Raw genomic sequence first — 19,547 nt, 5'->3', positions numbered from 1 at the left:
CGAGGCTGGCGAGCACCTGATCGATGGCGGGGCCGTCGCGCGCCGGCTCCGCCGCGGGGGTCGGCGGGTTTCCCGGCTGCGGGGCGCTTGTGATGGGTTCGGTTTGCCCGGGGACGCCATGCGGCCGCGGAGTATACGGGCCGGAGATCCAGCCTCGCAACGCTTGCCGCGGCGGCTTTTGCCGCGATAGGTTTCCTGCCGATGCACGACCGTCGGCATTCCTGGGCTGCCCGACCTCGAGAGCTTGATGGGGCAGTTCCACGCCTATCTCAGCAAGAAGCAGCTCAAGTCGACCCGTCAACGCGACCTCATCGCGCAGAAATTCTTCGCCGCCCACGGCCACATCAGCATCGAGGAGCTGCTCAACCTCAGCCGCGCCGAGAACCCGCGCATCGGCTACGCGACCGTCTACCGCACGCTCAAGCTGCTCGCCGAGTGCGGCCTCGCGGCCCAGCGGCGCTTCGGCGACGGCCAGACGATGTACGAGACCGCCGGTGACACCGAGCACCACGACCACCTGATCTGCATCGAGTGCCAGCACGTGCTCGAGTTCCAGAACGACGACATCGAACACGAGCAGGAGCGGGTCGCCCGCAGCTTCGGGTTCAGCCTGGTCCGCCATCGGCTCGAGCTCTACGGCCTTTGCCCCAGGGCTCGCGGGATCAAGGGCGGCTGGTGCCCCAACGAGGAGCAGCGCAAGCTCAGCGACTGAAGTACGCTGTTTGTGCTGCGCGTCACCATGCCCGAAGCCGATCTCCAGGTCCTGCTGCAACAGATCGCCGCGCTCGCCGCCGTCGCGCTCGCCGCGGGCTGGCTGACCGCCCGCTGGCTGGTCCGCCGCAAGGGCGAGTGCGGCGGCTCGTGTGCCCGTTGCGAGGGCGCGAGCGCGTGCGAAAAGGCGGCAGGGTCGGCCCCGCACGACCACGGCACCGGCTCCGGCTCGCCGAAGGGCGTGCGTTCACCCGCGCTCCGCGTCATGCAGTCGGGGCCCGGTTCGGCCGCGCACCCTGGAAATCTGCCCGGCCCCCCCGCCGTCTGACGCCGCACCATCGGAGCCTCTCATATGCGCAAAGCCTCGCGTTCTCTCCTCCTGTTCTCCTTCGCCCTCGCCCTGGGCGCCTGCGCCGGCGGTTACTCCGGCAAGTTCAAGGGCAACGGCACCGGCGCGCGCGTGCCGGCCTCGCAGGTCAAGACCGTCGCCTCCAGGGACGCCCTCGGCGACACCGCGTACACCCAGCTCGGCACCGCCATCGGCAAGGCTCCCTCCGCGCAAGAGGCCGTCGACCTCGCCAGGGAGCACTGCGGCATGAACGGCGGCAACCTGCTGATCCTCAACACCCAGCCCTATCAGTCCGGCAGCCGCTGGATCGCCGACGCCGCCTGCGGCACCGACGGCGCCGCGCCCAAGGCCGCCAACACCTCCGGCAAGGGCAAGCCGGCCCGCTGATCGCCCCCGAGCGGCTCGCGCCCGAGCCGGCTCGCAACGCAGAGCGCCCCCGAGCCCGAACCGGCCCGGCGGGCGCTCTGTCTTTTACGGCATGTCCCTCGGGACCTGTCCCGACGCGCATGCTCTCACGGACATGCCCTCACGGACATGTCCTCGCGGACCTCTCAAAGGTCCTGCTCGAACGAGCCCGACTGTCCGGCGCGCTCGTTGAGCAGCCGCTCGCGGCGGGCGCTCTCGTTGGCCTCGTCTTCGCGGCGCGCGTGCTCCATCAGCAGCCACGTCACCGACAGCGGCGCGAGCGACAGGTCGCCGAGCTCGCGCGGCTCGAGCGTGAAGAACTCGAAGTGTCCGCCCTCCCAGCCGAGCAGGTCGAACACGCGGTCGATCGCCGAGGCGGCGTAGCCGAGGTTCTTCACGTCGCGCAGCACGCCCTGGACCAGCCGCAGCACCGCGCTGTCTTGCCCGCTGTCGAGCCGCAGGTCGCCGGTCTTCTTCTCGGCCTCGAGGAACGACAGCACGCTGCCGAGGCGGACGTGCTGCAGGTCGCCGCGCAGCCCGCGGTTCTCCACGGCCCCGAGGCCGGTGCGGCGCGCGACCACGCCTTGCAGGCGGGCCACGATCTCGTCCGCGGACAGGTTCTTCGGCAGGAAGTCGTCGACGCCCATGCGATAGCCCTGGAGGCGCGACATGTCGTCGGACAGCGCGGTCAGGAACACGATCGGCACGTGGGCCAGCTTCTTGCGGCCGCGGGCCATCCGCAGCAGCGTCCAGCCGTCCATCTCGGGCATCTCGACGTCGGTGAGCAGCAGGTCCGGCTCGCTCTTGAGCGCGGCCGAGATCGCCATCAATCCGTTGTCCGCGGTGGTGACGTTGAGCCCGCGCTCGCGCAGCGCCGCAGCCATCTCCGCGCGCACGCTCGGCGAGTCGTCGACCAGCAGCACGTTGAGCGCGCGCGACGGCGGCGGCTCGGCTTGCGGGCTCGTCGAAGCGTCGAGCACCGAGTTCACGCACAGGCCGAAGATCCGCTCCTGCTCGGCCGTGAACGCGGCCAGTTGGATCAGCGTGCCCTTGCCGCCGTCGGCTCCGAGGTCGACCGCCGTGCCGCTGAGGTACAAAATGGCGCGGTTCGGCAGGCTCAGCTTGACCCGCACCGGCTGGCCCGTCTCGAGATTACGAACGCCCGGGAGCAGCAGAAACCCGCGTCGCAGGTTGTCTGTGTACTCTACGAGGAAGTCGTCGTAGGATTCGAAGCGCACGCCGAACGTGGCGATCTTCGCAGGCTTCGGCGCGTCAGCCATCCCGTCGCCACATCCTACGGGTTTTCCCCGCGAGGATCCAACGACAGTCTTCACTGGCCCCCACGACACTCACTCGAGATAGTATCTGCAAGTGAACATTTCGCGCAGCGCACCGAGGCACGCCAGGTCGGCCATGACCGCGTCCGCGGCGCTGAGTTCGCTCGGCGCCTTTGCGCTCGTCCTGGCCTCGATGTTCGTGGTGCCGTTCGCGCTGTGGTGCAACTTTTCGCTCGCGCGGACCGCTCAGCTCGACGCCCGTGTATCGGCCCCGTGGCTGTGGATCCTCGCGTTCGTCGTCACTCTGGGCCTGCCGGTCGCCCTCTCCGTGTGGAAGTACGGCACCGACGGCCGCCGCCTGTCCGCGGCGATGATGTGGCTGCCGTTGCTGTGGAACCTCGGCGCGATCCTTCTCTGCACTCAGGTGATCCCGGGTTTGCTGGTCCAGTCGCTCCGGGCCCAGGGTGACCTCGCTGGCACACGCTTCGGTGATTCTCACAAGGTCGCGCGGATCCTCAGTGCGGTGGGCAACGGTCTCGCAGATCGCCTCGCCCCGCCCGCCGCGCCGCGCGCCGCGGCGAGAGCGAGCGAGTCCGCGCCGACGCCCGTGACCCTCGCGCCGGGCGCCGCGCCGAACACTGCGATCGCCGTGCCCTTCTCCGCCGCCGGCAACGCGATCCTCATGAACGTCCAGCTCGAGGGCCCCGGCGGTCGCCTCGATCTGCCGTACCTGTTCGACACCGGCGCCTCGTTCACCACCGTGCACACCGAGACCGCCGCCAAGCTCGGGCTCAAGGTCCCGGCCGACGCGCCCACGCTGCAGTTCAACACCGCCAGCGGCCCGCGCGAGAGCCGGATGGTCTACTTGCCGGTGCTGCGCCTCGGCGGCATCGAGCTCAACGGCCTGCTCGTCAGCGTGTGTGACGGCTGCGCCAACGACCGCTCGCAGGGCCTGCTCGGGCTCAACGTCATGCGCGAGTTCCTGGTCGAGATGGACTACCAGGCCGAGCGCATGAAGCTCTTGCCGCGCCCGCACGACGGCCGGGCCAACCGCGCCTACGACATCTACCCGGCGGTCCAGATCGAGGTCGAGGGCTCGCCGGAGATCTGGCTCGGACGGATCCGGTGGATCTTGCTGGTCAAGAACCGCAGCACCGTGGCGATCGAGAACGTGCTGCCCGAGGTCCACTTCTCCGACGGTCAGCGCATGGCCGGGGCCCGCATCGCCCGCATCGAGCCTGGCGGCTCCGGTCGCTCGCTGGTCGAGGGCAAGACCGTCGCCGAGGATCACGAGAAGCTCGGCTTCACCCTCGCGCTCGCCGAGGCGTACTGGTGATCGCATGCCCGTCGAAGCCGCCCCGACCTTCGAGTGGTCCTACGTCTTCCTCGCCGTCCTGATCCCGGTCGCGATCCTCGTCTACATGCTCGGCAACTTCCGGGCGAAGCGCCTCGGCAGCGCCCGCAACCTCGAGCCTCAGGGTCGCCGCATGCCGAAGGGCGCGATCCGCAGCGACCCGCAGTTCTCCGGCTTCGTCGGTCGCGCCCTCGAGCGTGGCCTGCTCACGCCGATCGCCGCCGCTGACGCCCAGCCGATCATGATCCGCGGCGTCATCACCACCGCCGACGGCAACCTCGGCGGCGCCCCGGGCCGCGAGTGCGTGTGGCGCAACCGCAGCGGCGCCCCGCGTGACGCCGCCGTCGCCGCCGAGATCGTCGTCGTCAGCGACGCCACCGGCCGCCTCACGCTCGAGAACCTCGACCGCGCCGAAGTCATCGCCCCCGAGGAGAAGACCGGTCCGCGCGTGGCCGGCTCCGGCCTCTACATCGGCGACGAGATCGAGGTCATCGGCCGGTTCAAACCCGAGCGGTTCGGCAGCGACCCCGACCCGACCCGCCTCGTCTACGGCTCGATGGGCGGCGACGGCAACCTCTACGTGCGCGTCCACAGCCGGTCGAATTTGCCCGCCGCGGCAGAAACTCCCGTGCCCGCCGCCGCCGAGGCGTTATCCTCCCCAGCCTCCCCCGCCCAGGCCCCGCAGGAGACCACCGAATGAAGCGCATCCTCGTCTGCCTCGCCGCGTTCAGCCTGACCGCGGCTTGCAAGAAGTCCGCGGACACCGACAAGCCGTCCGACGACAAGCCCGCCACCACCGACGCCGACAAGCCGGCGCCCGTCACCACCGAGCCCGACCCGCCCGCGATCGCCGAGGCCCGCGCCAAGTACATCGCCGGCCAGTACGGCCAGGTCATCGAGACCATGAAGCCGCTCGTCGACGACCTCAAGTCGAAGGAGAAGGCCCGCGCCTCCGGCCTCGGCGCTGCATGGTTGTCGCTCGCGCTCGCCGAAGACGTCGTCGAGAACGCCAAGGAGCCCGCCGACCACGCCCAGGCGATGGCCGAGCAGACCGGCGACCCCGAGGTGAAGATCGCCGCCAAGCTGGCTCAGGGCGCTTACAAGCTCAAGACCGAGGACTTCGCCGGCGCCGCCGCCGACTTCGAGGAGGCTTACAACCTCCAGAAGGACGGCCCCAACGCCGGCCTCGCCCTCGTCATGTACGGCAACACCAAGATCAACCTCGCCTTCGGCGGCGAGGACAACGCGATCGTCAACCCCGGCGAGCTCGACTCGGCCGCCTCGACCTTCGTCAAGGCCCAGCGCCTGGTCGAGAAGCAGCCGGGCAACGAGCTCCTCGGCGCCCGCGCGCTCGAGGGCCAGGCCGCCGTCGTCCGCTACAAGGACAAGAAGAACACCCCCGAGGCGTGCCGCCTGATCGCCGAGGCCGCCAAGATCTACACCACCAAGGGCGCCGGCCAGCCCTTGATCGACGCGGCCAACGCGCTCCAGGACGAGGCCAACTGCGGCCCCGCCCCGGCCGCCGCGAAATGAGCCCGACGGCAGCGGTGCCTCACCGCTGCCCATCACGACCGCCGCCGCGCCGCCTCATCCGCGGCGCATGGCGCCGGGCCTGGACGGGCGCCGGGCCCTGCGCTCCGCGCCTGCGTCGTCGCTGCTTGCCGCTGCAAAGTCACCAGCGCTCGTGAGCGCGGGGCTTCTCGCCGCGTCGCGCATCTGCGACAACCTTTCGGCCATGGAGCCCGCAGCGGGTCAAGATCCGTACCTCAATCACTGGGCCGACGCGGCCGCCGCCAAGACTCTTGCCGCGCACGCGGACGCCAAGGTCGTCACCGTCGCCGCCGGCATCACGCCTTCGGGCGTCGTCCACGTCGGCAACTTCCGCGAGGTCATCACCGTCGACCTCGTCGCTCGGGCCCTGCGCGACCGCGGCGCCGACGTCCGCTTCATCTACTCGTGGGACGACTTCGACGTCCTGCGCAAGGTCCCGGCCGACATGCCGCAGCGCGACATGTTGAACGACAACCTGCGCCGCAGCATCAGCGCCGTGCCCGACCCCTACGGTGAGCACGACAGCTACGCCGGGCACAACATCGCCGCCTTCGAGAAGAGCCTCGCCCCGCTCGGCATCCAGCCCGAGTTCATCCGTCAGTCGCAGCGCTACCGCGCCGGCGCCTACGCCGAGGGCATCCGCCTCGCCCTCAAGCACGCCGCCGACATCCGCGCCGTCCTCAACAGCGTGCGCGACAAGACCACCGCCAACACCCGCCTCGAGGACGGCTGGCTGCCGCTGTCCGGCTTCTGCGACAACTGCGGCCGCGACACCCTCGCCTTCGCCGTCCAGGACGAGTGGACCGTTCATTACGACTGCAGCGCGTGCAAGCACGCCGCCGACGTCGACCTGCGCCAGGGCGGCAACCTCAAGCTCCCGTGGCGCATCGACTGGCCGATGCGCTGGGCCCACGAGCGCGTCTGCTTCGAGCCCGGCGGCAAGGACCACAGCACCGCCGGCGGCAGCTTCGACACCGCCAAGGACATCGTCCGCGTCGTCTACGGCTGGCAGGCCCCCGAGTACGTCGGCTACGACTTCGTGCGGATCAAGGGCCGCGCCGGCAAGATCTCGAGCAGCAAGGGCGACGTCGTCACCGTCTCCGACTGCCTCGAGATCTACGAGCCCGAGGTCCTGCGCTGGATGTTCGTCTCGTTCCGCCCCAACACCGAGTTCCAGATCAGCTTCGACCTCGACGTCATCACCCTCTACGAGAACTTCGACCGCACGCGCCGGATCGCCTACGGCGTCGAGCCGGCCAAGGACGCCCAGGCGCGCCTCGTCGCCCAGCGCACCATGCAGCTGGCCAGCGTCGACCACCGCCGGATCGGCGAGGGCGACGTCCTGCCGTTCGTGCCCGGCTTCCGCCACCTCAGCATGACGCTGCAGATCTTCGAGGGCGACCTCGACAAGACCGTCGCCTACTACGCCGAGGCGGGCCAGATCAACGGCGACGAGTCGCGCCGCCTGACCCGCCAGCGCGCCCGCTGCGTGTGGAACTGGATCGCCGAGTGGGGCCCCGACGAGTTCCGCTACCAGCTGCGCCGCGAGCCTAAGCTGCGCGAGCTGTCCGCCGACGAGGCCACCTGCCTCGCCCGCCTGCTCGCCCCGCTGCGCGGCCGCGAAGAGATCCGCGAGGACGAGTTGGTCCCGACCATGAAGACGCTGTGCGAGGGCACCGGCCTCGACAACAAGACCTTCCTCCCGGTCGTCTACGACCTGCTCATCGGCCGCGACAAGGGCCCCAAGCTGACCACGCTGATCACCGCGATCGGACCGGCCCGCGCCCTGTCCCTGCTCGCGCCGAGCCTGCCCGCCGGGACATGACCCCAAGGGCATGGTCCTTCGGACATGCTCCGAAGGACCTGTCCTCTCGAACACGAGGGCAGCAAGCACAGCCCTGGTGCGAACGGCCCTGCTACCGACGCCCACGCCCGGTCGCAGGAGCCTCGCAGGCGCTCATCCCTCACGCGGGCCACGCCGCGAGCACCGCCGCCTCGATCGCGCGCAGCCACTCCACGCAGCGCGTGGCGTCCTCCGCCCCGAGCCCGCGGACCCACGCCACGTGGTCGACGTACGGCTCCTCCGCCGCGATCGCCAGCGGGCACGCCAGCTCCGGCGCCACCAGCTCCGGCATCACCTCGCCGCGCTCCTTTAAAAAGGCTTTGAGCCGCTTCTCGCGCTCGGCCACGCAAAGCGTCAGCGTCTCGATCGCCGCCGCCAGCACCGCGCGCACGTCCTCGCGCGAGCCTGGCACCCGCGCCAGCCGCACCTGCCGGTACCACGCCAGCAGCGCGTGCAGCTGGGCGATGTAGCGGACCTGCCGGCGCGCCCGTGGTTCGGCCGCGTCGAGTTGGTCGGGCGCGTAGGCGATGTCGACCGCGCGCGGCGGCTGCACCATCAACCTGTCCTCCGGGACATCCTTGCGCACCACCTGGCCCGCGCCCGTCACCGCGCCGAAGCCGACCTCGCGCGGCCCGACCATCCCGCCCGCGCCGCCGAGGAAGATCCGTCGCTCGCGCAGCAGCACCCCGCGGGGCACGTCGCCGACCAGCGACGCCGTCGCCTTGTCCCCGCGCGCCCCCCACGGCGTGAAGTTGAAGTGGATGAACCCGCTGCCGACCTCGGAGTGATCTTCGCGCGAAGTCCCGCCGGTGAGCAGCACGTCACAGAAGTTGATCAGCGACCCCAGCGTCCCGAAGCTCAGCACGATCGTGTGCTTGAGCCCGACCGCGTGGGCCGTGCTGGCCTCCTCCTCGAGCAGCGTCCCCTCGCGCAGGTGTGCCGCCGACCCGGCCGACGCCCCGCGCAGCAATACCGCGCCGGACGCGTAGCCGCCGTCGAGCCGCGCGCGTTCGCCGAGCACGCAGTCGATCGCCACCACTGGCCCCTCGCGCCCGATCTCCGCGCCCGGCCCGAGGAACGTGCGCGCGCCCTGCAGCCGCGTCCCCGGGTGTAGCACCACCCCTGCGTGGATCCGCTCGATGCGCACTTCGGGCCCCACGTAGGTCTGGCGCGGATCGATGATCTGCACCCCACGCCCCGCGAGCGCCGATAGCCGCGCCTCGATCGCTGCGACGTCCGTCATGGCCGCGGCTTCTACCACGCGCCGCGAGCGCAGAGATCGGGTACGCTTCCGGGGCGATGAACGCGGGACCTGGCCTATCGGAACAGGAGCTGCGCGAGGCGGCAGCAGAGGCGGGGATCTCGCCGGAGGAGCTCCGCCGGGCGCTGGTCGAGCGCAACAGCCCCACGCCTGCCGGCAAGGCCCTGGTGCGGCGCAGCGAGGGCGGCGAGCTGGCGCAGTACAGCGCCGAGACGCGGCTCGACGTGCCGCCCGAGCAGGCGCTCGACGTCGTCCGTCGCGCCTTCGCCAAGCAGGTCGGTCACACCGGCCATCGCCAGGGCCCGAGCCGCGCCGACATCGTCGATGACGGCGCCGGCGTGGTCTACAAGATCCGCGCCGAGGGCGACGGTCAGGGCGGCGCCCTCGTCAAGGTCGACGTCGACGCCGGCGCCGGCCGCAGCAACCTCGCGCTCGGCGGCTTCATCCTCGGCGGCTTCTCGCTCGGCATCACCGCCTTTGGCGCGCTGCTCGCCCCGCTCATCATGTGGGCCGGCATCACGCTCGGCGTCGTCGGGGCCGCCGCCCTCTTCCTCGCCGCCGCCCGCCTCGGCCAGGGCCGCAAACGGGCCGAGCTGATCGTCGCGCAGGCCCTCGTCGAGGCCGAGGAGGCGCCCGCGCTTTCGGGCCCGCCGCGGGCGCTCCGCCCCGGTTAGTGGTTCGGGGTTGACCGCGGGCGGCTCGCGCGGCCATCGTCAGGTCCATGGCGAACGACGCCCCCGAGGGCGAGCGCCCCAAAGCGCCGCATTTCATCACTGCCGACGGCATGAAGAAGCTGCGCGACGAGCTCGACCAATTATGGAGGGTCGAGCGGCCGCGAGTGACCAACGAGGTCTCGACCGCGGCTGCTCTCGGGGACAGGTCGGAGAACGCCGAGTACATCTACGGCAAGCGCCGCCTGCGGGAGATCGATCGCCGCCTCGAGTTCCTGGCCAAGCGCATCGAGTCGCTGACCGTGTTTCGTCCGCCGGTGCGGCCGCCCGAGAAGGTCGCCTTCGGCGTGTGGGTCACGCTCGAGGACGAGGACGGCAACACCGTCCATTACCAGCTCGTCGGCCCTGACGAGTTCGACGTCGACGCCGGCAAGATCAGCGTCGCCTCGCCGGTCGCGCGCGCCCTCCTCGGCAAGGAGGTCGACGACGAGGCCACCGTCGAGCGCCCGCGCGGCAGCGTCACTTTCACGATCACCGCCATCTCCTACCAGCCGCCACGGCCCTGACCCTTCTCGCGAGACACCATGAGCACCCTGCAAGGCAAGACCCTCTTCATCACCGGTGCCAGCCGCGGCATCGGCCTCGCCATCGGCGTGCGCGCCGCTCGTGACGGCGCCAACGTCGTCATCGCCGCCAAGACCGCCGACCCGCACCCCCGGCTGGAAGGCACCATCTACACCGCCGCCGCCGCGATCGAGGCCGCCGGCGGCAAGGCCTTGCCGCTCGTGTGCGACATCCGCAGCGAGGAGCAGGTGTACGACTCGGTCGAGCGCGCGATCAAGCAGTTCGGCGGCATCGACATCCTCGTCAACAACGCCAGCGCGATCAGCCTCACCGGCACCCTCGACACGCCGATGAAGCGCTACGATCTGATGCACCAGATCAACACGCGCGGCACCTTCCTGTGCTCGCAGGCCTGCGTCCCGCACCTCAAGCAGGCCGCGAACCCGCACATCCTCAACCTCGCCCCGCCGCTGTCGATGAAGGTGCAGTGGTTCAAGCCGCACGTCGCCTACACCATGGCCAAGTACGGCATGAGCATGTGCGTCCTCGGCATGGCCGCCGAGTTCGCCGAGGACGGCATCGCCGTCAACGCCCTGTGGCCGCGCACCACCATCGCCACCGCCGCCGTCAACATGCTCGGCGGCGAGATGATGATGTCGGTCAGCCGCAAGCCGGACATCATGGCCGACGCCGCCTATCACATCTTCAACCGGCCGAGCCGCGACTGCACCGGCAACTTCTTCATCGACGACGAGCTCCTGCGCAGCGCCGGCGTCACCGACCTCGAGCAGTACTCCGTGAACCCCGGCGCCGAGCTGGCTCCCGACTTCTTCGTCGACTGAGCCCCGGGCCGCGGCCGTGCTCATCGCCGGCGTCATCACCTACGTCCTCGCTCAGCTCGCGCTCGGCCTGTGGATGGCCCGGCGCGTGCGCAGCCAGGAGGACTTCCTGCTGGCCGGCCGCAGCCTCGGCTACATCCTCGCCACCTTCACGATCTTCGCCACCTGGTTCGGCGCCGAGACCTGCATCGGCGCCGCCGGCCAGATCGCCGAGCACGGCCTCGGCGGCGGCTCGGCCGACCCGTTCGGCTACGCCGTCTGCCTCCTGCTCATGGGCGTCCTGTTCGCCGCCGCGTTGTGGCGCCGCGGGATCGCCACCATCGCCGACCTCATGCGCCAGCGCTACTCGCCCGCCGTCGAGCGGGTCACCGCGCTGCTGGTCGCGCCGACCTCGTTCCTGTGGGCCGGGGCCCAGATCCGCGCTTTCGGCCAGGTGCTTTCGGCCAGCACCGGCATGAACATCGAGGCCGCGATCGCCCTCGCCGCCGGCACCGTCGTCGCTTACGCCTCGGCCGGCGGGCTCATGGCCGGCGTCGTCACCGACCTCGTCCAGGGCATCGCCCTCGTCATCGGCCTCGGCCTGCTCGGCTGGGCCGTCGTCGACGCCAGCGGCGGCCTCGGCCCCGCGCTCGCCAGCGTCGCCCCCGACCGCCTGTCCTTCGGGACATCTTCGGCCTCGCTGCTCGACACCCTCGACGCCTGGGCGATCCCGATCTTCGGCTCGCTCGCCGCGCAGGAGCTGATCGTCCGCGTGCTCGCCTGTCGCTCGCCCGAGGTCGCCCGCCGCAGCACCTTGCTCGGCGGCAGCCTCTACCTGCTCATCGGCCTGATCCCCGTGCTCGTCGGCCTCGTCGGCGTCGGCCTCGTCGGCCCGCTCGACCACCACGAGCAGATCTTGCCGGCCGTCGCCGCCAAGCTGCTCGGCCCCGTCGCCTACGTCCTCTTCATCGGCGCCCTGATCTCCGCGATCCTCTCGACCGTCGACGGCGCCCTGCTGGCCGTGTCCTCGGTGGTCGCGCGCAACCTCGTCGAGCCGATGCGCCCCGGCATGACCGACCGCCAGCGCCTGAAGATCTCACGCCTGTGCACCCTCGTGTTCGGCGTGCTCGCCTACCTGGTCGGCCGCGCCGCCGACGGCGTCCACGACCTCGTCGAGGACGCCTCGGGCTTCACCGGCGGCGGCCTCGTGGTCGTGTTCGCCTTCGCCCTGTGGAGCCGCTTCGGCGGCCCGCGCAGCGCCCTCGCGGCCCTGCTCGTCGGCCTCGTGTTGTGGCTGCTCGGCCGCTACGCCGACCTCACCCCCGCCCCGTTCCTGGTGTCGATGGGGGCCGCCCTGCTCGTCTACGTCGCCGTCGCCCTCGTCGAGCGCGCCCGCGACCGCTGAGCGCCCCTCACGACATGTCCCGATGGACATGTCCTCACCGACATGTGACGCCGGGGCGCCGCGACCTCCGCCGGCCCGGCCGCGCCTGCCGCCCCGAATTCGTCTACCCTGCGCCCATGCTCGCCGGCTTCACCCGCGACGAACTCCTGCACGAGGCCCTCGTCTCGCCTCGCCTCGCGCGCGGCGGCTTCGCCGACATCCAGGTCTACGAGCGCCCCGACTGGTTCCAGATCCTCACGCCCTCCTTCCGCCGCGGCGGCTTCAACGAGGTCGCCTTCGCTCGCCTCGGCGACCACGAGGTCGAGGCCGTCATCGACGCCACGCTCGCCCAGTACGAAGCCCAAGGCCTGCGCTTCCGCTGGACCGTCACCCCCGACTGCCGCCCCCTCGACCTCGCCGATCGCCTCGCGCGCCGCGGCCTGCGCCGCGACTCCTGCATCGTCATGGCCGCCGCCATCGACGCCCTGAAGATCCCCGAGGCCGACGACATCCTCGTCGAGCGCGTCGGTCCTCACAACGTCGAGCTCCACGCCGAGGTCACAGGCCGCGGCTGGAACACCGACCCGGCCCCGCTGCTCGCCTATCAGCGCTCGGTCCTCGCCGACCCCACCGACGATCGCAACCACTTCTTCCTCGCCAGTCGTGGCGGCGAGCCGGTCGGCATCGGCAACTACAGCGCCCTCGCGCGCTCGGCCTTCCTCATCGGCGCCGTCATCCTCGAAGGCCACCGCTCGCGCGGCGCCTACCGCTCGCTCCTGGCCGCCCGCGTCCGCCACGCCGCCGCTCGCGGCCTGAAGCTCGTCACCACCCACGCCCGCGCCGACACCTCCGCCCCGATCCTCGCCCGCCTCGGCTTCGTCCCCATCGCCGAGCTGCCTGTGTTCTTCAACCGCTGAGTTCTTTAATATAGATGTCCCAAACGACATGTCCACAACGACATGTCTCCAAGACAACGATCGATCCTCACCGATCGGCGACGGCCGCCCCGCTCACCGCCGAACCGGACATGTCCCGAACGACATGTCCCCGAGATAACTATCGGCGACGGCCGTCCCGCTCACCCGCCGAGCCGGCGCCGCAGGAACAGCGCCGCACCGAGCGCTGCACCGCCCACCACCCCCGCGATCGTCTTGCGCTGGCGACGGCGCTCGTCCTCGTGGAGCGACTCCCGCAGCTCCTCGAGCCGGCGCCGCGTCTCCGCGTGCGCCCCTGTCTCGTCGGCCAGGGCGCGCTTCGCCGCCGCCGCTCGCTCGCCGAGCAGCGTCAGCTCCTTCGCCTGCGCCTCGCAGCGCGCCTGGGCCTCGAGCAGCACCGTCTGATCGGCCGTCAACTTCAGCCGCAGCTCGTTCGCGTCCGCCACCGCCCGCTCGACCTGCGCCTGCAAGCTCGTCAGCTCTTGTCCTGCCTTCGCGCGCCCGCCCTCGAGCGCCTCCGTCCGCTCGCGCGTCGCCCGGTGATTGCTGCGTTCGGCCTCGAGCTCGCGGCGCGCCTCGTCCAGCTCGCGCTGCGCCCTGTCGCCGCGCTCGCGCTGACGGTTCGCCTCGCGCCGCGCGTCGGCCACCTCGGTCTCCGCCGCCGCCACCCGGCTCTCGATCAGGTCGTGCGCCCCGCGGGTCTGCGCGTGCGCTTGCGCCTCCGCGTCGAGTCGACGGCGCGCCTCGGCCAGGTCGCCCCGCAGCCCGCCGCGCTCGAGGTCCCACCCCGCGCGCTGCGAACGTTCGCGGTCGAGTGACTCGCGCGTCGCCTGCAGCTCGGCGCTCAGCGCTGCCAGTCGCCGCTCGGCGTCGGCGAGGGCCGCCTCGGCGGCGTGAGACGGGGCATCGCTCGGGGCGGACTCGGACGTGGCCATCGTGTCCGCATTATGCACCGATCGCCGCCTCGCTCCGCCGCGTCACGCATGCGTCCCGCGAGCGCGCCCTCGCGCCCCTCGCGCGAGTGCGATCTACCGCCCCTCGCAGCCCGCGCCTGCGGCCGCCTGCCCGCACCCCGGCGAGCTCGACCTTGCCCAAAGGACAGCCTCCGCGAACCGCGAGCGCGACCCATCTCTTATGCTTGCGCCCATGCGGTTCTTCCACCCTGCGCTCCTCCTCGTCCTGTCCGCCTGCCAGATCGTCGGCGATCCCAAGGACTCGGGCGGTGACAGCGACAGCGACGCCTCGACCGTCGAGCCCGACACGACCGCCACGGGCACCGCCAGCGAGACCACCACGACCGACGGCACCACCACCGAGGCGCAACCGACCACCGGCAGCACCACCGAAGGCCTCGCCTGCGCCGACCTCGACGAGCTCGCCTGCAGCGCCACACCCGGCTGCCGCGCCGTCCTCGGCACCCCTTACGAATTCCCCGGCTGCACCCCCAACCTGGCCTTCCTCGGCTGCATCGTCCAGACCGACTGCGCCGCCACGCCCACCATCGCCTGCCGCCCCGACAGCCTCGAGATCTACCTGCTCGACGACACCTGCATCCCGCCCGGCCTCGAGCCCTGCACCACCATGGTCACCCTGTGCGGCGAGGACTGCCTCGGAGTCAACGAGGCCGAGTGCGCCATCGATCCCAACTGCACCGCCCACTTCGGTGCCCCCCACGTCGAACAGGACATGATGCTCTGCGCCGACTTCGACGCCCCGCAGTTCCTCGCCTGCGACAAGCTGCAGCCGCCCTGCCCGCCCGCCGTCGTCACCGTCTGCCCACTCGACCAGCCCGCCCTCGCCTTCGACGTCGCCTCCGGCTGCACGCCCCCCGGCTTCGAGCCCTGCATGGACGGCCCCCTGCCCGAGTGCCCGTGAGCGCGCTGCGCGTCGATATGCCCTCGAGGACATGTCCTCGAGGACATCACGAAACCTCGCCACCTGTCCCGCGGGACATCTGATTCGCCTCCGCGCGAGTCCGCCCGGGTCGGGGGCTCCCTCGCCGCTCCGGCCTGGGAGCCGCGAGCGTGCTCGACCGTGGCGCGTGCGAACCTCCCCATCGCGCTCGTAGCTCGCGCTGCGCGCAGCCGGCATTCCTCTCATCCCGCGCTCGCCGACGATCGCGCGGTCTACTCGGCGCCCGCGAACTCGCCTATGCTGCCCCCGTGCAGCTCTGTCCCGCGTGCTCCCGTCACATCCTGGGCGACGTCGCCACCTGCTGCTTCTGCGCCGCGCCGCTGCGTTCGGCCCCGACGTTCCCCGCCCTCGTGCTCGGCGCGGTGCTCGGCCTCGGCCTCACCGCCTGCTCCGAGCCGTCGAAGAACGAGACGGTCGGCAGCGACAGCGACGGCAGCGACAGCGGCACCTCGCAGGGGACGCAGACCACCCAGGAGCCCGTCACCACCACGGACACCGGCACGGTCAGCGACACCGGCACTGCCAGTGACACCGGCACCTCGGCCACCACCGGCGCCTCGACGACTGGCCCGGGCGACCCGACCGAGACCGCCTCCGACAGCGCCACCGTCACCAGCGAGGGCACCACCACCCTCGACACCGACGGCACCACCACCCTCGACACCACCACCACCACCGGCGACACCGAGGGCACCACCACCCTCGACACCGACGGCACCACCACCACGAGCACGGGCACCGACACCGACTCGACCACCAACGACACCTTCGACACCCTGCCGCTGCCCTACGGCGCCCCGCCGGCCCAGATCGACGACCTGCACTGACCGTCCTGATTGTCCCTGAGGACATGTCGCGTCAGACATGTCCTCGCGACCATCTCGAAACTCGACATTCTTCAGGACATGTCCTGAAGCCCAGCCCTCACTCGAGCGGCGAGCCTGACCCGCGCGGCTCCTCGACCCGGGACCTCCGCGGCTCGTCGACGTGAACCGGCCCGTGGAGCGCCCGCTGCTCCGGGTCCTTGTGCTCGCGGATCAGCCGGAACAGCCCGTGGTCGAACGGCTGCCCTGGCGCAGCGCGGACCGGCTCGATGCGTTCACGCAGCCCCTGGCGGTCGAGCTCGAGCGCTCGGTGGTGGCACATCGGGTTGTTGCCCGGGCGGCCGAGCAGCGGCTCGCTCATCGAAGTGCAGCCGCCCATGCACACCGCCGCGTAGTAGCAGCTCGCGCACAGCCCCCACAGCTCCGCGCGGGTCCGCTGGCGCATGTACACGATCTCCGGCGCGCGCTCCCACAGCGCCGCGAACCCGTGCTCGCGCCACGACCCGCCCACCCCTTCATCCCCCAGGCTCGGGCAGCTCTTCACCTCGCCGTGGCTCGACACCGCCGCCCCCGAGATCCCCGCCTGACAGCCGAAGTAGTGCCCGCGCTGCGTCGAGTTGCGGCGCAGCCGGTGCTCGAGCGGACCGAAGTATCCCAGGCTGTTGCCCGGGTACAGACGGATCCCCAGCGCCTCGCAGCGGGCCAGCAGCCGCTCCACCACCTCGTACGCCGCCAGCATCTCGTACGGCTGCAGCAAGATCTCCGGGTGGTCCGCCGCTGCCCCGTGCGCCATCGTCACCTGCACCTGCCAGCTGTGGATCCCCTCCGGCGCCAGCAGCTCGAGCAGCCCCTCCAGGTCCGGCAGCGTCCTCGTGTTGATCTGCGTGTTCGCCGACACCTGTGAGCCTGCCGCCTTCAGGTGGCGCAGCGCCGCGAACGCCCGCTCGAAGCTCTTCGGTCGCCCCCGCAGCGCGTCGTGGCAGGCCGCCAATCCGTCGATCGACACCGACACGCTCTGCACCCCCGCCTCGACCAGCGCCTCCGCGATCTCGGCCGTCAGGCTGTAGCCGCCGGTCGTCATCGTGCAGCTCATCCCGCGCTCGCGGATCGCTCGCACGATCTGCAGCACGTCCGGGCGCAGGTACGCCTCCCCCCCGATCAGCGTCACCTCGCCGACCCCGGCCGCCGCCAGCTCGTCGCACAGGCGCAGCGCCTCCTCGGTCGTCAGCTCATCGCGCCGTCGCTTGCCCGAGCGCGGCCCGCAGTGGGCGCAGTGTTGGTCGCACGCGCTCGTGAACTCCCACACCACGATCCGCGGCACCGGGGCCTGACCGGCCGCGATCGGCAGCGCCCTGCGGGAGCGCGTCGGCGGGGCCAACGCCACGATCGGCAGGCGGCGACGCTCCTCGCGGATCCCCACAGCCGGAGGCTACCACGAACCTCAGGCCAGCCGCTCCACGTGGGCTGCGTACGCCAGCTCGAACCCGGCCGCGCGCTCGAGCGCGTGCACCGCCTCGCTCATCATCGCCTCTGGCAGCGGCACTCGCGTGCAGCGGTACGTCGCCTTCGGCAGCATCCCCTCGACGAACGGCAGCCCTGGCGCGTACACCAGCCGCCCGCCCGGCTTCAGCGCTCGCAGCATCGCCATGTACACCCGCGCGTACGCGTACGCCTCCGGCCCCTGCGCCAGGTGTTGATGCACGAAGTGGAGCGAGAACGCCTGGTGCGACACGATCGTGCCCCAGCGATCCTGCCCGAACGGGAAGCTCAACCAGTCGCCCACCAGCGCCACGTCCTCTGGCGCCTCGCGGTCGAGCCCGGTCGCCGCCACCCCTTCCGCTCGCAGCGCGCGCACGAACCCTGCCGACGCCCCGCAGCCGACGTCGAGCACCGGCGCTGCCAGCGGCGCGTCGCCGAGCCCGAGCGCGTCGCGCTGCAGCGTCACCGCGTACTCGCTGCAGACCACGTCCGTCTTGCCCCCGCCCGCGCGGACCAGCGCCGCCACCCGGGCCTGCAGCTCCTGTCCCGTGCGTACTAGCCGTTCGGACATGTCCTTCGGATCAGCTTCGCCCTCGAGCCCCTCGGCCAGCGCCTCGGCCGCCCGGGCGCACGCCGCCGTCAGCGCCGCGCGATCGAGGCGCACGTACTGGTTGCGGCTCCACAGCCACCGGGCCAGCCGCACGCACAGCGCCTCGGCGCAGGCCGGCGTGCGCAGCCAGCCCGCCAGCCCCGCCCGGTGGGCCCGCAGGTGCTCCACCAGCGCCGCGCTCGGCTCCGGCAGCGCTCGCCCCGCGACCAGCTCCGCCAGCGGCACCTCGGCCAGCGCGCGGAGCGACTCTTCGAGCAAGGCGGCGAGCCGCAGGACCTCGGGCGACACGCGCGCGAGCATAGCACCTCCTGCCGCCCCGAAGGACCGGGCAGCCGCGCCCGCTTCGATTCATCCGCGAGCCCGACCCCGGCCATGCCCCGGCGGATCCCGACCCGGATCGCATCAAAGAACATGCCCGACAGGACATGCCCATCAGGACATGCCCCCTTGAACATGTCCCAACGTTCAAAGATCGACGACGATCGCCGTCTTCACGCTCGTCTCGCCTGCCGGCGCCACCATCACCGCCTGGTTCGGCAGCGACACTCCGTCGCCCGCGTCCGGGAACAGCGTCTCGTCCATGTTCCCGTTGCGGTCGAGCACCACCGTCAGCTTGTACGGCCCCGTGTGGATCTGCTCCATCGTCAGCGACGCCGAAGTCGCCCCTGCCGGCGCCGAAGCCAGCAGGGAGCGGCTGTGCTTGCAGGTGAACTGCAGGTCGCACGGCTCGGTCGTCACGATCGCCCACACCCCGCCGTCCACCGCCAGCGGCTCCGCCCACGACACATCGACCTTCAGGCTCGGCATCGTCGGGAACGGCGCGTCGGGGGCCAGCGGCGGCGCCTCGGCCGGGAACGGCTCCGGCAGCGCCCGCGTCTCCTCGCGCAGCGCGTCCCAGTACACGTGCTGGATCCCCTTCACCTTCACGTCGAGGATCACGTGGTCCTCGCCGTCGAACGCGAACGTCGCGTCGATGTACTCGCAGCCCTTCGTGACCGAGCAGAACCGCCAGCTCGAGTCCGTGTGCTCCGTCAGCGCCGCCCGCGAGTCGCGGAGCATCCCCAGGAAATAACCGCCGTTGCGGTACACCAGCGTCGGCCCCGACCCGTGGTCCTCGACCGCGAACGCGAACCGCAGGCTGTTGTTCGCGTCGAGGTCCACGCGGCTGAACAGCACCTGCCCCGAAGCCGCGCGCAGGTCCATGTTCAGCAGCGGGAACGTCCCCAGCGGCGTCATCGAGGCCGGCCCGCTCCACAAGCCCGCCAGCCGCTGCATCAACTCGAGCCCCGCCACTCCGGCCTCGCCCGTCGTGCTCGTCGGGGCCTCCGCGGTGCTCGCCTCCGACGTGATCGCGTCCGTGGTGCTCGCCTCCGTCGCGCCGGTCGTCGGCGTCCCCCCGGTGCTCGCGTCCGTCGCCGGCCCGCCGGTGCTCGGCGGATCGGCCGTCGAACTGGCCGAAGAGACAGACGTCGCCTCGTCGCCCGGGCAGGCGGCGAGCAGCGCCAAACAAGAGACCATCAAGCTACGCATGAGCGCCTCTATTATCACCTCGCGGGCCAGCCCCGAAACCCGAGCAATCCCTGGAGTCACTGTCCCA

Annotated in this window: 20 protein-coding genes; 14 read left to right on the top strand and 6 right to left on the bottom strand. The window is 71.4% G+C overall.

Annotation, left to right across the window (positions count from 1 at the left end; genetic code table 11):
• Positions 1-247: 247 nt before the first annotated feature.
• Genes POL25_RS17685 through POL25_RS17675 form a run of 3 tightly spaced genes read left to right on the top strand, consistent with a single transcriptional unit; the run spans position 248 to position 1,447 of the window.
• A complete protein-coding gene (locus tag POL25_RS17685; RefSeq protein WP_272087215.1) occupies positions 248-712 on the top strand; it encodes a Fur family transcriptional regulator in 465 nt (154 codons plus the stop codon).
• A 27-nt stretch (positions 713-739) separates the two neighbouring features.
• Entirely contained in the window at positions 740-1,039 is a 300-nt protein-coding gene (locus POL25_RS17680) for a hypothetical protein (RefSeq protein WP_272087214.1), read from the top strand.
• A 24-nt stretch (positions 1,040-1,063) separates the two neighbouring features.
• Positions 1,064-1,447 (top strand): hypothetical protein, encoded by a 384-nt coding sequence (locus POL25_RS17675; protein WP_272087213.1) that lies wholly within the window; start codon positions 1,064-1,066, stop codon positions 1,445-1,447.
• A gap of 164 nt (positions 1,448-1,611) precedes the next feature.
• Here the strand turns inward: POL25_RS17675 and POL25_RS17670 are convergent, their stop codons facing one another.
• A complete protein-coding gene (locus tag POL25_RS17670; protein ID WP_272087212.1) occupies positions 1,612-2,745 on the bottom strand; it encodes a response regulator in 1,134 nt (377 codons plus the stop codon).
• Positions 2,746-2,878: 133 nt separating this feature from the next.
• Here POL25_RS17670 and POL25_RS17665 point away from each other — a divergent pair, with 133 nt between their 5' ends.
• The 4 genes from POL25_RS17665 (at position 2,879) to lysS (ending at position 7,472) form a co-directional block, all read left to right on the top strand.
• Entirely contained in the window at positions 2,879-4,078 is a 1,200-nt protein-coding gene (locus tag POL25_RS17665) for a retropepsin-like aspartic protease family protein (RefSeq protein ID WP_272087211.1), read from the top strand.
• Positions 4,079-4,082: 4 nt separating this feature from the next.
• The gene (locus POL25_RS17660; RefSeq protein ID WP_272087210.1) at positions 4,083-4,796 is read left to right on the top strand and encodes a hypothetical protein; all 714 of its coding nucleotides are present in this window, start codon (positions 4,083-4,085) and stop codon (positions 4,794-4,796) included.
• Positions 4,793-5,629, top strand: a complete 837-nt coding sequence (locus tag POL25_RS17655) for a hypothetical protein (protein WP_272087209.1) — start codon at positions 4,793-4,795, stop codon at positions 5,627-5,629. The genes POL25_RS17660 and POL25_RS17655 overlap by 4 nt, the downstream gene beginning before the upstream one ends.
• Positions 5,630-5,831: 202 nt before the next feature.
• The gene (lysS, locus tag POL25_RS17650; protein ID WP_272087208.1) at positions 5,832-7,472 is read left to right on the top strand and encodes a lysine--tRNA ligase; all 1,641 of its coding nucleotides are present in this window, start codon (positions 5,832-5,834) and stop codon (positions 7,470-7,472) included.
• 139 nt (positions 7,473-7,611) lie between these two features.
• Here the strand turns inward: lysS and POL25_RS17645 are convergent, their stop codons facing one another.
• Entirely contained in the window at positions 7,612-8,733 is a 1,122-nt protein-coding gene (locus POL25_RS17645; protein ID WP_272087207.1) for a UDP-N-acetylglucosamine pyrophosphorylase, read from the bottom strand.
• A gap of 56 nt (positions 8,734-8,789) precedes the next feature.
• Here POL25_RS17645 and POL25_RS17640 point away from each other — a divergent pair, with 56 nt between their 5' ends.
• The 5 genes from POL25_RS17640 to POL25_RS17620 all read left to right on the top strand — a co-directional run bounded on the left by POL25_RS17640 (position 8,790) and on the right by POL25_RS17620 (position 13,105).
• Positions 8,790-9,425 carry a hypothetical protein gene (locus POL25_RS17640; RefSeq protein ID WP_272087206.1) on the top strand — a complete coding sequence of 212 codons (636 nt, stop codon included), beginning with the start codon at positions 8,790-8,792 and terminating at the stop codon, positions 9,423-9,425.
• A gap of 47 nt (positions 9,426-9,472) precedes the next feature.
• Positions 9,473-9,988 carry a transcription elongation factor GreB gene (greB, locus tag POL25_RS17635; protein WP_272087205.1) on the top strand — a complete coding sequence of 172 codons (516 nt, stop codon included), beginning with the start codon at positions 9,473-9,475 and terminating at the stop codon, positions 9,986-9,988.
• An 18-nt stretch (positions 9,989-10,006) separates the two neighbouring features.
• Positions 10,007-10,828 carry an SDR family oxidoreductase gene (locus POL25_RS17630; protein ID WP_272087204.1) on the top strand — a complete coding sequence of 274 codons (822 nt, stop codon included), beginning with the start codon at positions 10,007-10,009 and terminating at the stop codon, positions 10,826-10,828.
• A 16-nt stretch (positions 10,829-10,844) separates the two neighbouring features.
• Positions 10,845-12,209 carry a high affinity choline transporter 1 gene (locus POL25_RS17625; RefSeq protein ID WP_272087203.1) on the top strand — a complete coding sequence of 455 codons (1,365 nt, stop codon included), beginning with the start codon at positions 10,845-10,847 and terminating at the stop codon, positions 12,207-12,209.
• Between the two features lie 116 nt (positions 12,210-12,325).
• Positions 12,326-13,105: a GNAT family N-acetyltransferase gene (locus POL25_RS17620; RefSeq protein WP_272087202.1), complete on the top strand. Its 780-nt coding sequence runs from the start codon at positions 12,326-12,328 to the stop codon at positions 13,103-13,105.
• A gap of 161 nt (positions 13,106-13,266) precedes the next feature.
• Here POL25_RS17620 and POL25_RS17615 read toward each other — a convergent pair whose 3' ends face one another.
• Positions 13,267-14,058, bottom strand: a complete 792-nt coding sequence (locus POL25_RS17615; RefSeq protein WP_272087201.1) for a coiled-coil domain-containing protein — start codon at positions 14,056-14,058, stop codon at positions 13,267-13,269.
• Positions 14,059-14,269: 211 nt separating this feature from the next.
• On the opposite strand from POL25_RS17615, the gene POL25_RS17610 reads away from it, so the two are divergent.
• The gene (locus tag POL25_RS17610) at positions 14,270-14,998 is read left to right on the top strand and encodes a hypothetical protein (RefSeq protein ID WP_272087200.1); all 729 of its coding nucleotides are present in this window, start codon (positions 14,270-14,272) and stop codon (positions 14,996-14,998) included.
• 287 nt (positions 14,999-15,285) lie between these two features.
• Positions 15,286-15,864: a hypothetical protein gene (locus tag POL25_RS17605; protein WP_272087199.1), complete on the top strand. Its 579-nt coding sequence runs from the start codon at positions 15,286-15,288 to the stop codon at positions 15,862-15,864.
• A 97-nt stretch (positions 15,865-15,961) separates the two neighbouring features.
• Here the strand turns inward: POL25_RS17605 and POL25_RS17600 are convergent, their stop codons facing one another.
• From POL25_RS17600 to POL25_RS17590, 3 genes are all read right to left on the bottom strand, one after another.
• Positions 15,962-17,281 carry a radical SAM/SPASM domain-containing protein gene (locus tag POL25_RS17600; protein WP_272087198.1) on the bottom strand — a complete coding sequence of 440 codons (1,320 nt, stop codon included), beginning with the start codon at positions 17,279-17,281 and terminating at the stop codon, positions 15,962-15,964.
• Positions 17,282-17,302: 21 nt separating this feature from the next.
• On the bottom strand, positions 17,303-18,238 hold the full coding sequence (locus POL25_RS17595; protein ID WP_272087197.1) for a class I SAM-dependent methyltransferase: 936 nt from the start codon (positions 18,236-18,238) through the stop codon (positions 17,303-17,305).
• Between the two features lie 177 nt (positions 18,239-18,415).
• A complete protein-coding gene (locus POL25_RS17590; protein WP_272087196.1) occupies positions 18,416-19,480 on the bottom strand; it encodes a hypothetical protein in 1,065 nt (354 codons plus the stop codon).
• Positions 19,481-19,547 lie beyond the last annotated feature (67 nt).

Source organism: Nannocystis bainbridge (assembly GCF_028368995.1).
GTDB lineage: Bacteria > Myxococcota_A > Polyangia > Nannocystales > Nannocystaceae > Nannocystis > Nannocystis bainbridge.
Note: the sequence above shows the minus strand (reverse complement) of the source record. Positions and strands in the feature narration are given on the sequence as shown.